The organism is uncultured Bradyrhizobium sp. (assembly GCF_936943645.1).
Classification (GTDB): domain Bacteria; phylum Pseudomonadota; class Alphaproteobacteria; order Rhizobiales; family Xanthobacteraceae; genus Bradyrhizobium.
The window spans coordinates 1-17,498 of record NZ_CAKZJO010000118.1 but is presented as its reverse complement, the minus strand read 5'-3'; the positions used below and the strand labels follow the sequence as shown (position 1 = coordinate 17,498).

12 protein-coding genes are annotated in these 17,498 nt (G+C 65.7%); 8 read left to right on the top strand and 4 right to left on the bottom strand.

The window, feature by feature from the left end; genetic code table 11:
- Nucleotides 1-215: 215 nt before the first annotated feature.
- The 4 genes from Q0743_RS34055 (at nucleotide 216) to Q0743_RS34040 (ending at nucleotide 4,931) form a co-directional block, all read left to right on the top strand.
- Nucleotides 216-1,253 (top strand): MBL fold metallo-hydrolase, encoded by a 1,038-nt coding sequence (locus Q0743_RS34055; protein ID WP_298245776.1) that lies wholly within the window; start codon nucleotides 216-218, stop codon nucleotides 1,251-1,253.
- A gap of 99 nt (nucleotides 1,254-1,352) precedes the next feature.
- Nucleotides 1,353-1,535: a hypothetical protein gene (locus Q0743_RS34050; protein ID WP_298245775.1), complete on the top strand. Its 183-nt coding sequence runs from the start codon at nucleotides 1,353-1,355 to the stop codon at nucleotides 1,533-1,535.
- A gap of 267 nt (nucleotides 1,536-1,802) precedes the next feature.
- Nucleotides 1,803-3,008 (top strand): MFS transporter, encoded by a 1,206-nt coding sequence (locus tag Q0743_RS34045; RefSeq protein WP_298245774.1) that lies wholly within the window; start codon nucleotides 1,803-1,805, stop codon nucleotides 3,006-3,008.
- 207 nt (nucleotides 3,009-3,215) lie between these two features.
- Nucleotides 3,216-4,931, top strand: a complete 1,716-nt coding sequence (locus Q0743_RS34040) for an amidohydrolase family protein (protein ID WP_298245773.1) — start codon at nucleotides 3,216-3,218, stop codon at nucleotides 4,929-4,931.
- A gap of 86 nt (nucleotides 4,932-5,017) precedes the next feature.
- Here the strand turns inward: Q0743_RS34040 and Q0743_RS34035 are convergent, their stop codons facing one another.
- Nucleotides 5,018-6,367, bottom strand: a complete 1,350-nt coding sequence (locus Q0743_RS34035) for an MFS transporter (RefSeq protein WP_298245772.1) — start codon at nucleotides 6,365-6,367, stop codon at nucleotides 5,018-5,020.
- Nucleotides 6,368-6,511: 144 nt separating this feature from the next.
- Here Q0743_RS34035 and Q0743_RS34030 point away from each other — a divergent pair, with 144 nt between their 5' ends.
- The 4 genes from Q0743_RS34030 to Q0743_RS34015 are packed head-to-tail and all read left to right on the top strand — an operon-like array spanning nucleotide 6,512 to nucleotide 11,112.
- Entirely contained in the window at nucleotides 6,512-7,165 is a 654-nt protein-coding gene (locus Q0743_RS34030) for an ABC transporter ATP-binding protein (protein WP_298245771.1), read from the top strand.
- Complete coding sequence (locus Q0743_RS34025) at nucleotides 7,162-9,624, top strand: FtsX-like permease family protein (RefSeq protein ID WP_298245770.1); 2,463 nt, start codon at nucleotides 7,162-7,164, stop codon at nucleotides 9,622-9,624. Before Q0743_RS34030 ends, Q0743_RS34025 begins: the two co-directional genes overlap by 4 nt.
- On the top strand, nucleotides 9,614-10,696 hold the full coding sequence (locus Q0743_RS34020) for a lipocalin-like domain-containing protein (RefSeq protein ID WP_298245769.1): 1,083 nt from the start codon (nucleotides 9,614-9,616) through the stop codon (nucleotides 10,694-10,696). The genes Q0743_RS34025 and Q0743_RS34020 overlap by 11 nt, the downstream gene beginning before the upstream one ends.
- 29 nt (nucleotides 10,697-10,725) lie before the next feature.
- Nucleotides 10,726-11,112: an MAPEG family protein gene (locus Q0743_RS34015; protein WP_298245768.1), complete on the top strand. Its 387-nt coding sequence runs from the start codon at nucleotides 10,726-10,728 to the stop codon at nucleotides 11,110-11,112.
- Nucleotides 11,113-11,345: 233 nt separating this feature from the next.
- Here the strand turns inward: Q0743_RS34015 and Q0743_RS34010 are convergent, their stop codons facing one another.
- The 3 genes from Q0743_RS34010 to Q0743_RS34000 all read right to left on the bottom strand — a co-directional run bounded on the left by Q0743_RS34010 (nucleotide 11,346) and on the right by Q0743_RS34000 (nucleotide 17,200).
- Nucleotides 11,346-12,539, bottom strand: coding sequence for an ABC transporter substrate-binding protein (locus tag Q0743_RS34010; RefSeq protein ID WP_298245767.1), 1,194 nt, complete (start codon nucleotides 12,537-12,539; stop codon nucleotides 11,346-11,348).
- A 291-nt stretch (nucleotides 12,540-12,830) separates the two neighbouring features.
- Nucleotides 12,831-15,998, bottom strand: coding sequence for an efflux RND transporter permease subunit (locus Q0743_RS34005; RefSeq protein ID WP_298245766.1), 3,168 nt, complete (start codon nucleotides 15,996-15,998; stop codon nucleotides 12,831-12,833).
- Nucleotides 15,995-17,200 carry an efflux RND transporter periplasmic adaptor subunit gene (locus Q0743_RS34000; protein WP_298245765.1) on the bottom strand — a complete coding sequence of 402 codons (1,206 nt, stop codon included), beginning with the start codon at nucleotides 17,198-17,200 and terminating at the stop codon, nucleotides 15,995-15,997. The genes Q0743_RS34005 and Q0743_RS34000 overlap by 4 nt, the downstream gene beginning before the upstream one ends.
- Nucleotides 17,201-17,498: the final 298 nt, after the last annotated feature.

Sequence of the window (17,498 nt, the reverse complement as noted above, 5' to 3'; positions counted from 1 at the left end):
CTCGGAGTTACCAGCTACACCCGCAACTACACCCTGTGGTTATGGGTCCCCGCGTTCGCGGGGACGACAACTGAGTTTGCGGAGGCCTCCCCAAACCGCCTCACCCCGCAATAAAAATCTTCTAAATATTCTTATACACACAGTGAATTGCTTCTCTTTTTAGCCCTCATCGTAGTAGAATTATCGAACTCAGCTCCACTGCCGGGCCTTCTGCCATGATCTTCCGCCAGCTCTTCGACAGCGTTTCGGGTACCTACAGCTACGTCCTCGCCAGCCGTCCCGGCGGCGAGGCGCTGATCCTCGATCCCGTGCTCGAGAAGGTCGATCGCTACTGCCAATTGCTGCGCGAGCTCGACCTCAAGCTGGTCAAGGCGGTCGATACCCATCTGCATGCCGACCACGTCACCGGCCTCGGCGAGCTGCGCGACCGCACCCATTGCATGACCGTGATGGGCGACCAGACCAAGGCCGACGTGGTGGCGATGCGGGTCGCCGACGGCGACAAGGTGACGATCGAGGGCCTGTCGCTCGACGTGATGTACACGCCGGGCCACACCGACGATTCCTATTCCTATCTGATGGGCGACCGCGTCTTCACCGGCGACACGCTGCTGATCCGCGGCACCGGCCGCACCGATTTCCAGAACGGCTCGTCGCGCGCGCAATATGATTCGATCTTCAACCGGCTGCTGAAGCTGCCGGATGAGACAATGGTCTTCCCGGCGCACGACTACAAGGGCGACACCGTCTCCACCATCGGCGAGGAGAAGCGCTACAATCCAAGGCTCCAGGTGCGCTCGGTCGAGGAATATATCGAGCTGATGGCCAATCTGAAGCTGCCCAATCCGAAGATGATGGACGTGGCGGTACCCGCCAACATGCATGTCGGCCTGCATCAGGAGGAGCTGGAGAAGGAAGGCCGCGCGCTCAGCGCGATCGAGGCGATCCGCATTCTCGGCCGGCCCGACATGCTGCTGGTCGATCTGCGCGAGACCAACGAGCGGATGAAGCACGGCATGCTCGAAGGCGCGCTGCACACGCCCTACCCGTCCGTCGAGGAGAGCCTGAAGCCCGGCGGCATGCTGCGCGAGGTCGCAGCTGCCACCGGCCGCCGCGTGGTGTTCTTCTGCGCCTTCGGCGAGCGGTCGGCGATGGCGGTGGCCGCTGCCAAGGCGGCCGGCCTCTCCAACACGGCCCACATCGCCGGCGGTATCGATGCCTGGAAGAAGGCAGGCGGGCCGCTCGTGCACTGAAGGCCGCTCGGCATCCCCGGGGCGGATATTGCGCTAGGTCAGGGAGCGCTCATATTTCCGGGATAGGATCGGGTGCAGCATCACCATCCGGGACCCACCATGACCAAGCTCTGCAAACCGGGCGAGCCGCCCAAGATCGTCGAGAACAAGACCGCCGGGAAGAAGCCGGCGGAAGGCACGGCGAAGACGACCCCGCCGCCCCTCGATGACGACGACTACGAGGACGGCGACATCGCAACGCCCAAACGCGACCGCTACGGGGTGGACGACGAGCCGTTGTGAGGGTTCGCGCCTCAAACTCCGCTGTCGTCCCTGCGAAAGCAGGGACCCATACCGCGTGATGTATAGATTGTGATCGGTCACAGTACCGAACGGCCATCCTCCGCCAAACTCCTCCCTGTGGCTATGGGTCCCTGCGCCCCGTGCGCAATTGCGCACTAGGCAGGGACGACAGATGGGCCGCGCTACCTGCCATGCGCCTCTGTTCATGGACAAATAACCGCTCTCCCCGATAGTTTCCGCGACATTCGGGAGTGAAACGGAACTACAATGGTCGACGTTCTCGCCGCACCGCAACAAGGCAAGGCGAACAGCGCGCTGCGCACGCTGACGGGAATCTCGATCGCGCATTGGGTCAGCCATTTTCATCTGCTGGTCCTGCCGATGCTGTTCCCGTTCCTCAAGGCGCAGCTCGGCGTCGGCTATATCGAGCTCGGCTTCGCGCTCACCGTGTTTGCGGTGGTATCAGGGCTGACGCAGGCGCCGACCGGCTATCTCGTCGACCATTTTGGCGCGCGCAGGATCCTGCTGATCGGACTGACGCTCGGCGGTCTCGCGCTGATCCTGCTCGGGCTGCACCTCAGCTACGCATCATTGATCGCCTGCGCCGTGCTGCTGGGCCTCGCCAACAGCGTCTATCATCCCGCGGACTATGCGATCCTGGCCGAGCACATGGACGAGGCGCGGATGGGCCGCGCCTTCTCGATCCACACCTTCGCCGGCTTTCTCGGCGGCGCGGTGGCGCCCGCGATCGTGGCGGCGCTCGTCACCCTCTCCGGCGGCGTCGGCGCGCTGGTCGCATCCGGTGCGATCGGCATTCTGGTGGCGCTGCTGCTGCTCGTCATGAGCATTCCCGACGCCGGCGCCAGCCGAAAGAAGCCGGGCGCGGAGAACGCACCGAAGCAGGCCGTGATCACGCCGGCTCTGATCACGCTGACGGCGCTGTTCATGCTGCTGAGCCTGTCTGTCGCCGGCATCAACAATTTCGGCGTGGTTGCGCTGATGAGCGGCTATGGAACGTCCTATTCGGCGGCCAACGTCATGCTAACGGCGTTCCTCGGCTGCAGCGCCGCGGGCGTGCTCGCCGGCGGCTTCCTCGCCGACCACACCGAACGCCATGGCTATGTCGCGGCCGCCTGTTTTGCCGTGAATGCAGCGCTCGTGCTGTTGATCGCGCTGGTCACGCTGCCGGGCTGGGCACTCACGGCCGCGATGGCGACGGCTGGTTTCCTCTCCGGCGTGATCGCGCCCTCACGGGACATGCTGGTGCGCAACGCCGCGCCGGCGGGCGCTGCGGGTCGCGCCTTCGGCATCGTCTCCACCGGCTTCAATCTCGGCGGTATCGTCTCGCCGCTGCTGTTCGGCTGGATCATGGACCAGAACGCGCCGCACTGGGTGTTCGGCGCATCCGTGATCTTCATGCTGGCAACGGTGGTGCTGTCGCCGTTCACGGAACGGAAGCGGGCCAAGGCTTGAGCAACGAATTCAATCGTCGTCCCCGCGCAGGCGGGGACCCATAACCACAGGGAGACGTTGCGGCGCGAGACTGGTCACTCCGAATCGTCGCCAAACATCTCCCTGGGGTTATGGGTACCGGATCTGCGCGCGCTTAGGGCGCGCTTGTCCGGGACGACGAGCCGAGAAATCAAAACACAACAAGCAACAACAACCGGGAAGAAACACATGAGCACCCCTGATCTCGTCATCCGCGGCGGCACCGTTGCGGACGGCAATGGCGGCGAGCTGTTCGAGGCCGATGTCGCCATCACCGGCGGCAAGATCAGCGAGGTCGGCAAGGTTGCCGCGAAGGGCCGCGAGGAAATCGACGCGCGCGGCAAGCTGGTGACGCCGGGCTTCGTCGACGTCCACACCCATTACGACGGCCAGGTCACCTGGAGCCACGACATCACGCCGTCCTCGCAGAACGGCGTCACCACCGCGATCATGGGCAATTGCGGCGTCGGCTTCGCCCCGTGCAAGCCTGAAGACCACACCCGCCTGATCCAGCTGATGGAAGGCGTCGAGGACATTCCCGAGCCTGTGCTGAGCGCCGGCATTCCCTGGGCGTGGGAGAGCTTTCCGGATTACATGGACTGGCTTTCCAAGCGCGATTTCGACATCGATGTCGGCGCGCAGCTGCCGCACGCGGCGCTGCGGGTCTACGTCATGGGCGAGCGCGGTGCGCGGCGCGACCCCTCGACCGCGGAGGACAATGCGGCAATGGCGAAGCTCGCCGGCGAAGCGGTGCGCGCCGGCGCGCTCGGCTTCTCGACCTCGCGCACGCTCAACCACCGCACCTCCACGGGCGATTTCACGCCGACCTTGAAGGCGGGCGAGGACGAGCTCACCGCGATCGCGGACGCGATGCACCGGCAGGGCCGCAGCGTGCTGCAATTCGTGCTCGACCTCTCCACCATCCACGAAGACCTGCCGATGATGCTGCGGGTGGCGGACGCCACCAAATGCCCGATCTCGTTCTCGATCACGCAGAACGACAGATCGCCGAACCGCTGGCGCCAGACGCTGGACGAGATCAATGTGGCGGCCAAGCGCGGCCTCTCCATCACCGCGCAGATCGCCGCGCGCCCGGTTGGGCTCTTGCTCGGCCTCGAGCTGTCACGCAATCCGTTCCAGACCCATCCGAGTTACAAGGCGATCGCGCATCTGCCGCTTGAGGAAAGGCTGGCGCGACTGCATCAGAGCGAAGTGCGCAAGGCGATCCTGAGCGAGACAGCAACCGCGACCGACGATCCGCTGTTCTTCCGGCCCAACTACGACAAGATGTTCCTGCTCGGCGATCCCCCCGATTACGAGCAGCCGCCGGAGAACGCGCTGGGGCCGCAGGCGCGCCGGCAGGGCCGGCAGCCGGAGGAGCTCGCCTATGACGCGATGCTCTCGGACGAAGGCCGCGGCATGCTCTATGTGCCGTTCCTCAACTACTCCGACGGCAATCTCGATGCGACGCGCGAGATGCTGATCGACCCGCAATCGGTGCCAGGCCTCTCGGACGGCGGCGCGCATTGCGGCATCATCTGCGATGCCAGCTTCCCGACCTATCTGTTGACGCACTGGACGCGGGACCGGACGCGTGGCGAGAAGCTGACGATCCCGTTCGTGGTCGCCGCCCAATCGCGCAAGACCGCGCTGTCGGTCGGCCTCACCGATCGCGGGCTGATTGCTCCCGGCTACAAGGCCGACGTCAACGTGATCGACTATGACCGGCTGCATCTGCATCCGCCGAAGGTGCATTACGATCTGCCGGTCGGTGGTCGCAGGCTGTTGCAGGACGTCGACGGCTATGACGCGACCATCGTCTCGGGCGTGGTGACGCGGCGGCAGGGCGAGGCCACGGGCCGGCGGCCGGGCAAGCTTATTCGCGGCGCGCAGGGGGTGAGTTAGCCGGCGCTTCCTCTGAGGCGCGAAAGCGCACCAACAATCTCGGTGTCGTCCCCGCCTAGTGCGGAATTTGAGGCGAACAGCCCCCCTTACGTCGGCGAGACCGCGCCCTTCAGCTGCGCTCCTTGCGCGGCGGTACCCCGCGTCAGCCGGGCCTTCTCCGTGTTCGGCCACAGCAGCAGCAGGCCGATGATGCCGGAGGCGGCCATCACCACCGCATTGATGGTGAAGCCCGTCATATAGCCGTCGAGCATGCTGCCGGAGCGCTGGATCACGGTGCCCATCACGCTCGGCGCGATGATGCCCGAGAGCGTGTAGAGCGCGCCGTAGATTGCAATCACTGCGCCGCGTTGCGAGGCCGGGGTGAACTCGCCGAGCATCGGCGGGCAGACCACGTAGATCGCTCCGCACAGGCCGGAGCCGACGACAAGCAGCGCGATCTGCAGGCCCGGACCGTGCACGTGCGCCATGCCGGCAAGGATCAGGCCGCCGAGGATCAGCGGTACCGAGCCGAGCACGCCGCGCGAGATGCGCGTGGTGTAGCCGCGCGCCATCATCACCTGCGAGATCCAGCCGGTGAGGATGACGATCGTCGCGCCGAACACCCAGGGCAAGATCGAGATGAAGCCGGCCTGACTTTGCGAGAAGCCGAGCCCCTTGACGATGAAGGGCGTAAACCAGGTCAGGCCGAGCGACAGCGCCCAATAGGCGCCGAAGGTCGCGATCACGCAGCCGAGGAAGGTGCGCGAAGTGAGAAGCTGAAAGTAGGGGATCTTCTGCTCGGACACGGCGAGAACCTGCGTGTCCTCGAGCGGGCCTTCCTTGCCGAGCGCGAGCCAGGCGCAGACCCAGATCAGGCCGACGACGCCGAGCGCACCAAAAGCATAGTGCCAGGAATGATTGACAATGACCCAGTTCAGCGCCGGCACCGCCAGGATGACACCGAAGGCGGAGCCCTGCGACAGGATCGCGGTCGGCAGCGTGCGCTTCTCGTCGGGGAACCATTTGTAGATGGCATGGGCCGCGACGGAGAAGGCCGGGCCTTCGCCCGCGCCGAGCACGATGCGGCAGATCAACAGCGTGGTGAAGGAGACGGTGCCGACCATCGGAAACTGCGCCAGCGCCCAGATCACCGCGAGCACCAGCAGCACCCAGCGCGTCGGCACCTTGTTGACGATGAAGCCGACCACGATGGCGGCGATCGAGAACAGGAAGAAGAACGAGGAGCCGAGCAGGCCGAACTGCTCCGGGCTGAGCTTCAGATCGGTCATGATCGGAACGCCGGCGAGGCCGACGACGATCTTGTCGGCAAAATTCACGACCATGAAGAGAAAGAGGAGAAACGTGACGGTCCAGGCGCCCTTCGGCGTTGGCTTTGCCGACCCCTTGGATTCCCCTGCCGTCCTGCCCGCCGTTTCAGGCGTTCCCTGAGCGCTCATCGTTCTCCCCGTATGTCTTTTTGGCACTTTTTTGATTTGGCCGTTTTGGAAGCTAACAACGGCTTCGACAGCAACGCAACCCGGCATTTCCGCAGCAAGTGTGCTACGCAACAATTCCGCTAATTCCGTCCGGCGCCATTCATTGTGTTGAGCATCCGAAACCTCTCCAAGACCTTCTCCTCGGCCGGCGAACCGGTCCACGTGTTGCGCGGCGTCGATCTCGACCTTAAGGCCGGCGAGCGCGTCGCGCTGACCGGCGAGTCCGGCAGCGGCAAGAGCACGCTGCTGCACCTGATCGCCGGGCTCGATGCGGCCGACGGCGGCACGATCCGGCTCGAGGACGTCGAGGTCACCAATCTCTCCGACGCAGGCCGCGCGACATTGCGGCGCGACCGGATCGGCCTGGTGTTTCAGCAGTTCAACCTGATCCCGAGCCTGTCGGTCGCGGACAATCTCGCCTTCCAGGCGCGGATCGCCGGCCGCCACGATGCGGTCTGGACCAAGGAGCTGACCGAGCGGCTCGGGCTCGGCACACTCCTGAAGCGCTATCCCGAGCAATTGTCCGGCGGACAGCAGCAACGCGTCGCAATCGGCCGGGCACTGGCGACAAAGCCCTCGCTCCTCTTGGCGGACGAGCCGACCGGCAATCTGGACGAAGCCACCGCCGAGGACGTGCTGGCGCTGACGCGCGACCTCGTTGCACGCACCGGCTGCGGCTTCCTGATGGTGACGCACAGCCTGCATCTGGCCGGCACGCTCGACCGTCACCTCACCCTGCATGCGGGGCGGATCGCATGAGGCGCGCGCTCTGGATCCTCGCGGTGCTGCTCAGCCATTGGCGCCGTCACAAGATGCAGTTCGCGACACTTCTGATCGGATTGATCGCGGCGACCGCGCTATGGAGCGGCGTGCAGGCCATCAACCAGCAGGCCCGCAACGCCTATGACCGCGCCGCGGCGACGTTCGGCGGCAGCCGCACCGCGATGCTGGTCGCACCGCATGCAGCGACCTTCTCGCAGGATCTGTTCGTCGAGCTGCGCCGCGCCGGCTGGCCGGTGTCGCCGGCACTGGAAGGGCGGGTCCAGGTCAACGGCCGCTCGGTGCGGCTGCTCGGCATCGAGCCGGTGACGCTGCCGGTCGATGTCGGCAACGCGCCGCGCCTCGGCGCCGCGGATCTCGGCAGCTTCGTGGCGCCGCCGGGCCAGACATTGGTGGCGCGGGAGACGCTGAGGGACCTGCAGGAAGCGGAAGGCGCGGCGCCGCCGATCAGCAGCGGCGCAAAGCTGCCGCCGCTGCGCGTGCTGCCGCAGCTCGTGCCCGACGTGCTGGTGGTCGACATCGGCGTCGCGCAGCGCCTGCTGAACAAGCCGGATCGGGTGTCGCGGCTGCTGGTCGGCAAGCCCAGAAGCAAGCCCGCGCCGCTGGCCAGCATCGTCGGCGACCAGTTGCAGCTGATCGAGCCGACCGCGGAAACCGAGCTCGAGCGCCTCACCGACAGCTTTCATCTCAACCTCACCGCGTTCGGCCTGCTGTCCTTCTTCGTCGGCCTCTTCATCGTCAATTCGGCCGTCGGCCTCGCCTTCGAGCAGCGACTTCCGATGCTGCGGACCTTGCGCGCCTGCGGCGCCTCGGCACGGCTGGTCAATACGGTGCTGGTGATCGAGCTGGTGGCGCTGGCGCTGGTCGCCGGACTGATCGGCCTCGTCTGCGGCTACTTCATCGCCGCCGCGCTGCTGCCCGACGTCGCGGCGTCGCTGCGCGGGCTCTACGGCGCGCAGATTCCGGGGCAGCTCAGCTTGCGGGGCGAGTGGTGGCTCGCCGGCATTGGCATCAGCATCGCGGGCGCGCTCGTCGCGGCGACGACCAGCCTGATCAAGGCGATCAGGATGCCGGTGCTGGCGACCGCGCAGCCGCGCGCCTGGCAGCAGAGGCAGCGTCGCTGGCTGATCCTGCAGAGCCTGGCCGCCTGCGCCGTGTTCGCGGTCGCGCTGCTGCTGCTCCAGTTCGGGCAATCGCTGATCGCAGGGTTTGGCGTGCTGGCCGCTTTGATGTTTGGTGCGGCGCTCATCCTCCCCGCCTTCCTCGAACTCCTCCTGCTCGCGGGCCAACGCATCGCGCGACAACCGCTTGCGCTGTGGTTCTGGGCGGACAGCCGGCAGCAGCTCTCCGGCTTGTCGCTGGCGCTGATGGCGCTGCTGCTCGCGCTTGCGGTCAATGTCGGAGTTTCCACCATGGTGGAGACGTTCAGCCGCACCTTCATCGGCTGGCTCAACGGCCGGCTCGCGGCCGACGTCTACATCAGTGCGTCCGACAATGCGCAAGCCGTCGCGATCCGGAACTGGTTGAAGGAACGTAGCGACGTGCAGGCGATCCTGGCGGGCGGGCGGGCCGAGACGCAGGTTCAGGGCCAGCCCGTGGAGTTGCTCGGCCTGCCCGATCACGCGCTCTATCGCGAGCGCTGGCCGCTGCTGGAGGCCGCGCCGCGCGCCTGGATCCGGCTGGTGCCCGGCAATGCCGCCTTCATCAGCGAGCAGCTCAGCCGCCGCCTCAACATTCGCATCGACGACGTGGTGGAAGTGCCGGCGCCGGGCGGCAGTTGGGAGCTCGACATCGTCGGCATCTATGCCGATTACGGCAATCCGCGGGGGCAGCTGACCGTGAACGTCGGAGCGTTGATCCGGCAGTTTCCGCAGACGCCGCAGACGCGGATCGGCCTGATCGTCGCCAAGGGGAACATCCCGGGCCTGATCGCAGCGTTGCAGAAGCAGTTCGCACTCGGCGACCGCAGTGTCGCCGACCAGGCGACGGTGAAGGCAGAATCGATCCGCATCTTCAACCGCACCTTCGCGGTGACATCCGCGCTGAACGCGTTCACGCTCGGTGTTGCCGGGATCGCGCTGTTCACGAGCCTTTTGACGCTGGCCAATTCCCGTCTGCCGCAGCTCGCGCCGCTGTGGGCGATCGGCATCACGCGGCCGCGGCTGGCCGCGATCGAACTGACCAAGACGCTGTCGGTCGCGCTGTTCACGGCGCTGCTCGCCGTGCCGCTCGGCCTTGTGGTGGCGTGGTGCCTGATCGCGATCGTGAACGTGAAGGCGTTCGGCTGGCGGCTGCCGTTCCACGTGTTTCCGCTGCAACTGGTCGAGCTGGTCGCGGTGGCGCTGCTGGCCTCGCTGCTTGCGGCCCTCCTGCCGGTGGCACGTCTGGCACGGATGCAGCCGGGAAATCTCGTCAAGGTGTTCGCCAATGAGCGCTGACAGGATCTCGCGCCGCGCCTTCGCAGGCGGGATCGCGGCACTGGCACTGGCACACCGCGCCGGGGCGCAGGGCTATGCCGGGCTCGGCGAGACCGCAGACGGCTTTGCGAAGGTGATGCCGGGGAAAACCTTCGTCTTCCCCGGAGATCACGGTCCGCATCCGGAGTTTCGCATCGAGTGGTGGTATCTGACGGCCAACCTCGTCGACGGCAGCGGTGCGGCGTGCGGCCTGCAATGGACGCTGTTCCGGCAGGCGTCGCAGGCAGGCCCGCAAGGTGAAGGCTGGGCCAACCAGCAGGTGTGGATGGCCCATGCCGCGGTGACGCGCGCCGACACCCACCGCTTCAACGAAGTTTTTTCACGCGGGGGCGTGGGGCAGGCCGGCGTCACGGCCAAGCCGTTCGATGCCTGGATCGACGATTGGGAGATGAAGGCCACTGAGCGCACCGACGATCGCACGTTGGCACCGCTGACGCTGAAGGCGTCCAGCACCGGTTTCAGCTATGCCCTGACGCTGGAGGCAGATCGTGCGGCGGTGCTGCAGGGCGACCACGGCTACAGCCGCAAGTCGGAGCGCGGCCAGGCCTCCTATTATTACAGCCAGCCGTTCTACCGCGCCCGCGGCACGCTCGTCATCGACGACAAGCCGGCCAGTGTCTCCGGCCAGGCCTGGATGGACCGCGAGTGGAGCAGCCAGCCGCTCGACACCGACCAGACCGGCTGGGACTGGCTGTCGCTGCATCTATCATCCGGCGACAAGCTGATGCTGTACCGGCTGCGGCAGAAGGACGGCAAGGACTATCCGTTCGGCAACTGGATCAACGCCACGGGCGAGACGCAGATGATCGCGGGGGATGATATCCAGATGCTTCCGAAGGCGACGGCGGAGGTCGCGGGGCGCAAGCTGCCGGTGGAATGGCTGATTGCGATCCCGTCACGGTCGTTCTCGATTGCGTGCAAGCCGCTCAATCCGAACGCCTGGATGGGGACCGGCTTTTCCTACTGGGAGGGACCGATCAGCTTCGCCGGCACGCATGACGGCGTTGGCTATCTCGAGCTGACCGGCTATTGAAGCCGCGACCTCTTCAAAGGGACTCCGCGATGTATCATTTCACCGCCCTCGTTACGCTGCTGGCGATCGCATTTTATTTCTTCACCGCGATCAACGTGTCACGCGCACGCACCAGGACCGGCGTCAAGGTGCCGGCGATGTCGGGCCACCCCGATTTCGAGCGCGCCTTCCGCATCCAGATGAATACGCTGGAATGGATGCCGATCGTCCTGCCGGCGCTCTGGCTGTTCGCGGTCTATATCGGCGATGCCATCGCGGCGGGGATCGGCGCGGTCTGGATTATCGGCCGCGTGGTGTATTTCATCGGCTACACGAAGGCGGCGGCCAAGCGCGGCCCGGGCTTTGCGATCCAGGGCATCGCCGCGATGGCGCTCTGGGCGGGGGCGCTGGGCGCGGTGGTGCTGCGGCTGGTGTGAGAGGGCGAGCACCGACCGCACACTCGGTGTCGTCCCGGACAAGCGAAGCGTAGATCCGGGACCCATAACCACAGGAAGATATCGTGGCGAGAGCTGATCACTCCGAGTCCCCGTAACCACACGAGCCTGTGGTTATGGGTCCCGGATCGGCGCTCCGCTCTAAGCAACGCTACGCGTCACTCAGAGCTGCGCTTGTCCGGGACGACACCGAGAATGTAGCGCGAGGGTTGCCTTTACTTCGTCAGCGGGCAGCCGCTGTCCTTAGCGGTGAAGAAGGCCTTGTCGCCGGGGACGGTGGCGAGCAGCTTATAGTAGTCCCAGGGCTTCTTCGACTCCGAGGGCTTCTTGACCTCGAACAGATACATGTCGTGGACCATGCGGCCGTTCTCGAGCACCTTGCCGCCTTGCGCGAAATCGTCGTCGACCGGCAATTCCTTCAGCTTCTTGGCGACGGCGTCGGGATCCTTGGTGCCGGCGGCCTTGACGGCCTTCAGGTAGCTCAGCGTCGCCGAATAGGTGCCGGCCTGGATCATGTTCGGCATCCGCCCGGTGCGCTTGAGGAAGCGTTCGCCGAGATGGCGGCTCTTGTCGTTGACGTCCCAGTAATAGCCTTCCGTCAGCACCAGTCCTTGCGCCGCCTGCAGGCCGAGGCCGTTCACCTCGGCAAGCGTCATCAACAGGCCGGCGAGCTTCTGGCCGCCGGAGACGATGCCGAACTCGGACGCCTGCTTGATCGAGTTGGTGGTGTCGAGGCCGGCATTGGCAAGGCCGACGATCTTGGCCTTGGAGCTCTGCGCCTGCAGCAGGAAGGAGGAGAAGTCCGAGGAGTTGAGCGGCACGCGCACCGAGCCGACCACCTTGCCGCCATTGGCGGTGACGATCTCGCTGGTGTCCTTCTCCAGCGCATAGCCGAAGGCGTAGTCCGCGGTGAGGAAGAACCAGGTGTTGCCGCCGGCCTTGGTCAGCGCACCGCCGGTGCCGACGCCGAGTGCGCGGGTGTCGTAGGCCCAGTGGAACCCGTAGGGCTGGCAGGCATCGCCCGTCAGCCGCGAGGTCGCGGCGCCGACGACGATGTCGATCTTCTTCTTTTCCTTGGACAGCTCGTGGATCGCGAGTGCGACCGAGGAGGTCGTCAGCTCCGTGATCATGTCGACGTTCTCGACGTCGTACCAGCGCCGCGCGATCGAGGTCGCAAGGTCAGGCTTGTTCTGGTGGTCGGCGGTGACGAGCTCGATCTTCTGGCCCAGCACCTCGCCGCCAAAATCCTCGATCGCCATCTTGGCTGCCTCGACCGACCATTTGCCGCCGTAATCGGCATAGACGCCGGACTGATCGTTGAGGATGCCGATCTTGACACCTTGCGCGCCAGCCGGCGCCGCCAGCACCAAAGCGGAGGTTGCGACGGCGGCCAAAAGTGCTGATTTCATCTGTTAGCTCCCAGCAGTTTTCTGTCTTGAAATCGCGCGGATATTAGGGAAGAACCCCGGGCGTGCCCATCCATTTCACGTTGGTCGTTAGTATGGAGGTCACCACAGAAACGGTGTCGTCCCGGACAAGCGCGCCCAAGCGCGCGCAGATCCGGGATCCATAGCCACAGGAAGGAGTTTGGCGAAGACTCGGAGTTGCCAGCTTCACCCCACACTGCTCCCTGTGGTTATGGATCCCCGCGTTCGCGGGGATGACAGCGAGGTTGTGGGCGACACAGGTGGCCTCAATGATTAAGCCGCCACCTCCGGCGTCTTCCCCTCGTTCCGCCCTTCCGCCAGGTTCCGCACCACCACGTAGAAGATCGGCGTGAACAGCAGGCCGAACAGGGTGACGCCGATCATGCCGAAGAACACGGCGACGCCGACCGCCTGCCGCATCTCCGAGCCGGAACCGGTCGAGATGACCAGCGGCAGCACGCCGAGGATGAAGGCGAAGGAGGTCATCAGGATCGGCCGCAGGCGCAAGCGGCAGGCCTCGATGACGGCCTCCAGCCGCGGTTTGCCCTCGTTCTCGATGTCGCGCGCGAACTCGACGATCAGGATCGCGTTCTTGGCCGCCAGTCCGACCAGCACGACGAAGCCGATCTGGGTGAGGATGTTGACGTCCTGCCCCATCAGCCGCACGCCGATGGTGGCAGCTAACAGGCACATCGGCACGATCAGGATCACCGCGAATGGCAGGGTCCAGCTGCCATATTGCGCGGCGAGCACGAGGTAAACGAACAGCACGCAGATCGGGAACACGTAGAGGCCGGCATTGCCGCCGGTGACCTGCTGATAGGACAGATCGGTCCATTCGAAGGTGAAGCCGCTCGGCAGCGTATCGTCCGCCAGCTTCTTGATGGCGTTGAGCGCCGTGGTCGAGCTGGTGCCCGGCGCCGGCTCGCCCTGGAGCTCGGAGGCCGCATAGAGGTTGTAGCGCGCAACGCGATCGGGACCCGAAACGTCCTTGAACTCGACCACGCTGCCGAGCATCACCATGTCGCCGGCGGCGTTACGCGTGCGCAGGCGTGCAAGGTCACTCGGCTCCTTCCGGAACGGGAAATCGGCCTGCGCGGTGACGTGGTAGGTACGGCCGAACAGGTTGAAGTCGTTGACATAGGTCGATCCGAAATAGCTCTGGATCGTCTCGTTGATGCCGGAGATCGGCACGCCGAGCTTCTGCGCCTTGGTGCGGTCGATGTCGACGAAGAGCTGCGGCGTGTTGGCGGTGAACGGCGAGAACACGGAAGGGCCGAGCAGCGCGGGCGATTTGCGTGCCGCGGCGACGAGCTCGTCGGTGGCCGCGGCGAGCAGCTCGGGGCCGCGGCCCTGACGGTCCTGGATGCGGATGGTGAAGCCGCCGCCGGTGCCAATGCCGGGCACCGCCGGGGGCGGAATTACGATGATGAAGGCGCCCTGGATCGCGGACAGCCGCTTGCGCAGCTCGATCGTGATGGCGTTGGCCGTGAGGCCCTTCTTGATGCGCGCCTCGGGCTCGTCGAACACGGGGAATAGCGCCGCAGCATTACCGGCCTGCGTGCGCGTCGCACCGGAGAAGCCGGCAAAGGCCGCAACGCGGACGATGCCGGGCGTGTCCAGCGCGATCCGCTCGATCTCGCGCACGATCTCGGTGGTACGCGCCAGCGAGGCCGCGCCGGGCAATTGCACGGAGACGATGACGTAGCCGCGATCCTGCGCCGGGATGAAGCCTTGCGGCGTGGTCACGATGAGCCAGCCGGCGCTGCCGATCAGCACGACGTAGGCCAGGATCATCACCACCGAATGCCGGATCACGAAATTGGCAAGACCGGCATAGCCGTGCGCCAAACGGTCGAACACACGGTTGAACACGCCGGTGAAGGCATTCCACCCCCGTGCAACGACATTCCACGCCGCGGGCGGCTTCTTCTCCTCGTGCGGGACGAGGATCTGCGAGGCCAGCGCCGGCGACAGCGTCAGCGAGCAGAAACAGGAGATGGCGGTCGCAACCGCGATGGTGACGGCGAACTGCTGGAAGAACTGGCCGGAGATGCCGCCGAGGAAGGCCGTCGGCACGAACACCGCGCACAGCACCAGCGCGATCGAGACCAGCGCGCCGCCGACCTCCTCCATGGTCTTGAGCGCGGCATCGCGCCGGCTCATGCCGTGCTCGAGATGCCGCTCGACATTCTCGACCACCACGATGGCGTCGTCGACCACGATGCCGACGGCGAGGACGAGACCGAACAGCGTGAGATTGTTGATGGAGAAGCCGAGCGCCGCCATCACCGCGAACGTGCCGACCAGCGACACCGGGATCGCGATGATCGGAATGATCGCAGGCCGCCAGCCCTGCAGGAACACCAGCACCACGACGACCACGAGCAGCATGGCCTCGTAGATGGTCTTGATCAGCTCGTGGACGGACTGCGCGATGAACTCGGTCGGATTGTAGCCGATATTGTAATCGAGGCCCCTCGGGAAGCTTTCCTTCAGCCTCGTCATGGTGTCGGTGATGTTCTTGGCCGTGGCGAGTGCGTTCGATCCCGGCCGCTGTGTCACCAGCATGGCGACGGCCGATTTGCGCAGCAGGAAGCTGTTGGTCGAGTACGCCAGCGCGCCGAGCTCGATGCGGGCGACGTCGCGCAAGCGCACCACGCGGCCGTCGGAGCCGGCCTTGATCAGGATGTCCTCGAACTGCTTCTGGTCCTTCAGGCGGCCGGTGAAGGTGAGGTTCGGCTGGAAGGCGCGATCGGCGATCGGCGGTTCGGCGATCTGGCCGCCCGCGATCTGCACGTTCTGGGCGCGGATCGCGGCCAGCACCTCCGCCGAGGTCAGGCCGAGATTGGCGATGCGATCAGGGTCGAGCCACAGCCGCATCGAATAGTCGCGCGCGCCAAAGATCTGGATGTCGCCGACGCCGTCGAGCCGCAGCAGCTGGTCGCGGACCTGGAGCAGCGCGTAGTTGGAGATGTAGAGCTGGTCGAACGTGTCGTCGGGCGACAGCATGAACACGACCATGAGGATGTCGGGCGAGTTCTTGCGCGTGGTCACGCCGTTGCGCTGGACTTCCTCGGGCAGGCGCGGCTGCGCGATCGCGACGCGGTTCTGCACCAGCACCTGGGCCTTGTCGAGATCGGTCCCGAGCTTGAAGGTGACGGTAATGGTGAGCTGGCCATTCGAGGTCGCCTGGCTGTAGAGATACAGCATGTCCTCGACGCCGTTGATCTCCTGCTCGATGGGAGCTGCGACCGTGTCTGACACGGTCTGGGCGGAGGCGCCGGGATATTGCGTGGTGACCACGACGGTCGGCGGCACCACTTGCGGATATTCGGAGACCGGCAGCGTGGTGTAGGCGAGCGCGCCGACGATCAGGAGCACGATCGACAGCACCATCGCCAGGATGGGCTGGTTGATGGAGAGGCGGCCGAGATTCATGACTTGCCACCGGCTGGAGCTTGCGCGGTCTTCGGCGCGACCTTGGCGCCGACGCGGGCGCGCTGGATGCCGTTGACGATGACGCGGTCCTCCGCCTTCAATCCTTCGCGGATCACGCGCAGGCCGTCGTCCAGGGGACCAAGCACCACGGGACGCGCCTCGACGGTGTCGTCGGGCTTCACCACGAACACGATCTTGCGGGACTGGTCGGTCGCGACGGCGACGTCCGGAATCAGCAGTGCTTCATAGGGTGCGCTGCCGATCAGCCTGATGCGACCGAACTGGCCGGGCAGGATCGAGAGGTCGGTGTTCTTGATCACCGCGCGGCTGCGCAGCGTGCCGGTCGAGACGTCGAGGCGGTTGTCGAGGAAGTTGATGGTGCCTTCGTGCGACGGCTTGGTTTCGCCGGCGAGCGTCACCTGCACCGGGTTCGCCGTGTCGCGCGAGCTCGGGCGGCGCCCTTCGAACCACAGCTTGCTGTATTTGATGAAGGTTGCCTCATCCATGTCGAAATAGACGTAGATCGGATCCAGCGTGACGATCGAGGTCAGCAGCGTCGACGTGCCGGTATCGCTGCCCTGCACGAGATTGCCGGGGCTGACGAGATGGCGGCTGACGCGGCCCGTGAGCGGCGCCGTCACATGGGTGAATTCGATGTTGAGGCGAGCCACCTTCAGCGCGCCTTCGGCCTGCATCTCGGCGGCGTGTGCGGCCTGCAGGGCCTGACGCCGCTGATCGACCACCTGCTCGGAGACGGCGCTGGTCTGTACCAGGCTGAGGCCGCGATCGAGCTCACGCTTGGCAAGCTCCACCTTGGCCCGGGCATCCGACAGCTGGCCCTCCGCCTGCGTCGCCACCGCTTCGAACGGACGCGGATCGATGACGTAAAGCAGGTCGCCCTGATGCACGATGGCGCCGTCCTGGAATTCGACCGAGTTGACGAAGCCGCCGACGCGCGGGCGCACCTGCACCTCCTCGACCGCCTCGAACCGCCCGGTGAACTCGTCCCAATCGGTGACGGTGCGCTTGACCGGCTGGGCGACCGTCACCGGCGCCGGCGGCGGAGCCGCGGCTTGCGAGGCCGGCTGCCCGCAACCGGTGAGCACGAAAGCCCCGGTGACAAGCGCGCCGATTGCACTCAGTCGAGTCAGAAGGAAATCGTGCTTTTTGACAAACCACTCGCTTCCATCCGGTCCGCTCATCCCAGGTCCTCACACAAAAGCCGCAGAAAATGCAGGGTACGCCCCTACCTGCGGGCGCCACAAGATGGGTGGCCAAGATGAACTCTTCAAGACCGCGATGCGCGCAATGTTTGGCCAGACGCCCTGGCCGGATGGCGGGTTGACAGCGAGATAGCCGGCTTCGCGCGGGACGATTAGCGGGCGAGGTCGATTGGCGTCGTTCGCGGCGCTCATGAATTGAGAGAGCACGGAGCGCTCCGCTCACCCTCCCCTGGAGGGGGAGGGTCGGCTCACATGGAGCGCAGCGAAATGTGAGACG

Excerpts from the sequence above, each read along its gene's own strand:
- Q0743_RS34055 (WP_298245776.1), top strand. The coding sequence starts at position 216 with ATGATCTTCCGCCAGCTCTTCGACAGCGTTTCGGGTACCTACAGCTAC.
- Q0743_RS34035 (WP_298245772.1), bottom strand. The coding sequence starts at position 6,367 with ATGAGCGCTCAGGGAACGCCTGAAACGGCGGGCAGGACGGCAGGGGAA.
- Q0743_RS34040 (WP_298245773.1), top strand. The coding sequence starts at position 3,216 with ATGAGCACCCCTGATCTCGTCATCCGCGGCGGCACCGTTGCGGACGGC.
- Q0743_RS34000 (WP_298245765.1), bottom strand. The coding sequence starts at position 17,200 with ATGAGCGGACCGGATGGAAGCGAGTGGTTTGTCAAAAAGCACGATTTC.
- Q0743_RS34025 (WP_298245770.1), top strand. The coding sequence starts at position 7,162 with ATGAGGCGCGCGCTCTGGATCCTCGCGGTGCTGCTCAGCCATTGGCGC.
- Q0743_RS34010 (WP_298245767.1), bottom strand. The coding sequence starts at position 12,539 with ATGAAATCAGCACTTTTGGCCGCCGTCGCAACCTCCGCTTTGGTGCTG.
- Q0743_RS34015 (WP_298245768.1), top strand. The coding sequence starts at position 10,726 with ATGTATCATTTCACCGCCCTCGTTACGCTGCTGGCGATCGCATTTTAT.
- Q0743_RS34050 (WP_298245775.1), top strand. The coding sequence starts at position 1,353 with ATGACCAAGCTCTGCAAACCGGGCGAGCCGCCCAAGATCGTCGAGAAC.
- Q0743_RS34005 (WP_298245766.1), bottom strand. The coding sequence starts at position 15,998 with ATGAATCTCGGCCGCCTCTCCATCAACCAGCCCATCCTGGCGATGGTG.
- Q0743_RS34045 (WP_298245774.1), top strand. The coding sequence starts at position 1,803 with ATGGTCGACGTTCTCGCCGCACCGCAACAAGGCAAGGCGAACAGCGCG.
- Q0743_RS34020 (WP_298245769.1), top strand. The coding sequence starts at position 9,614 with ATGAGCGCTGACAGGATCTCGCGCCGCGCCTTCGCAGGCGGGATCGCG.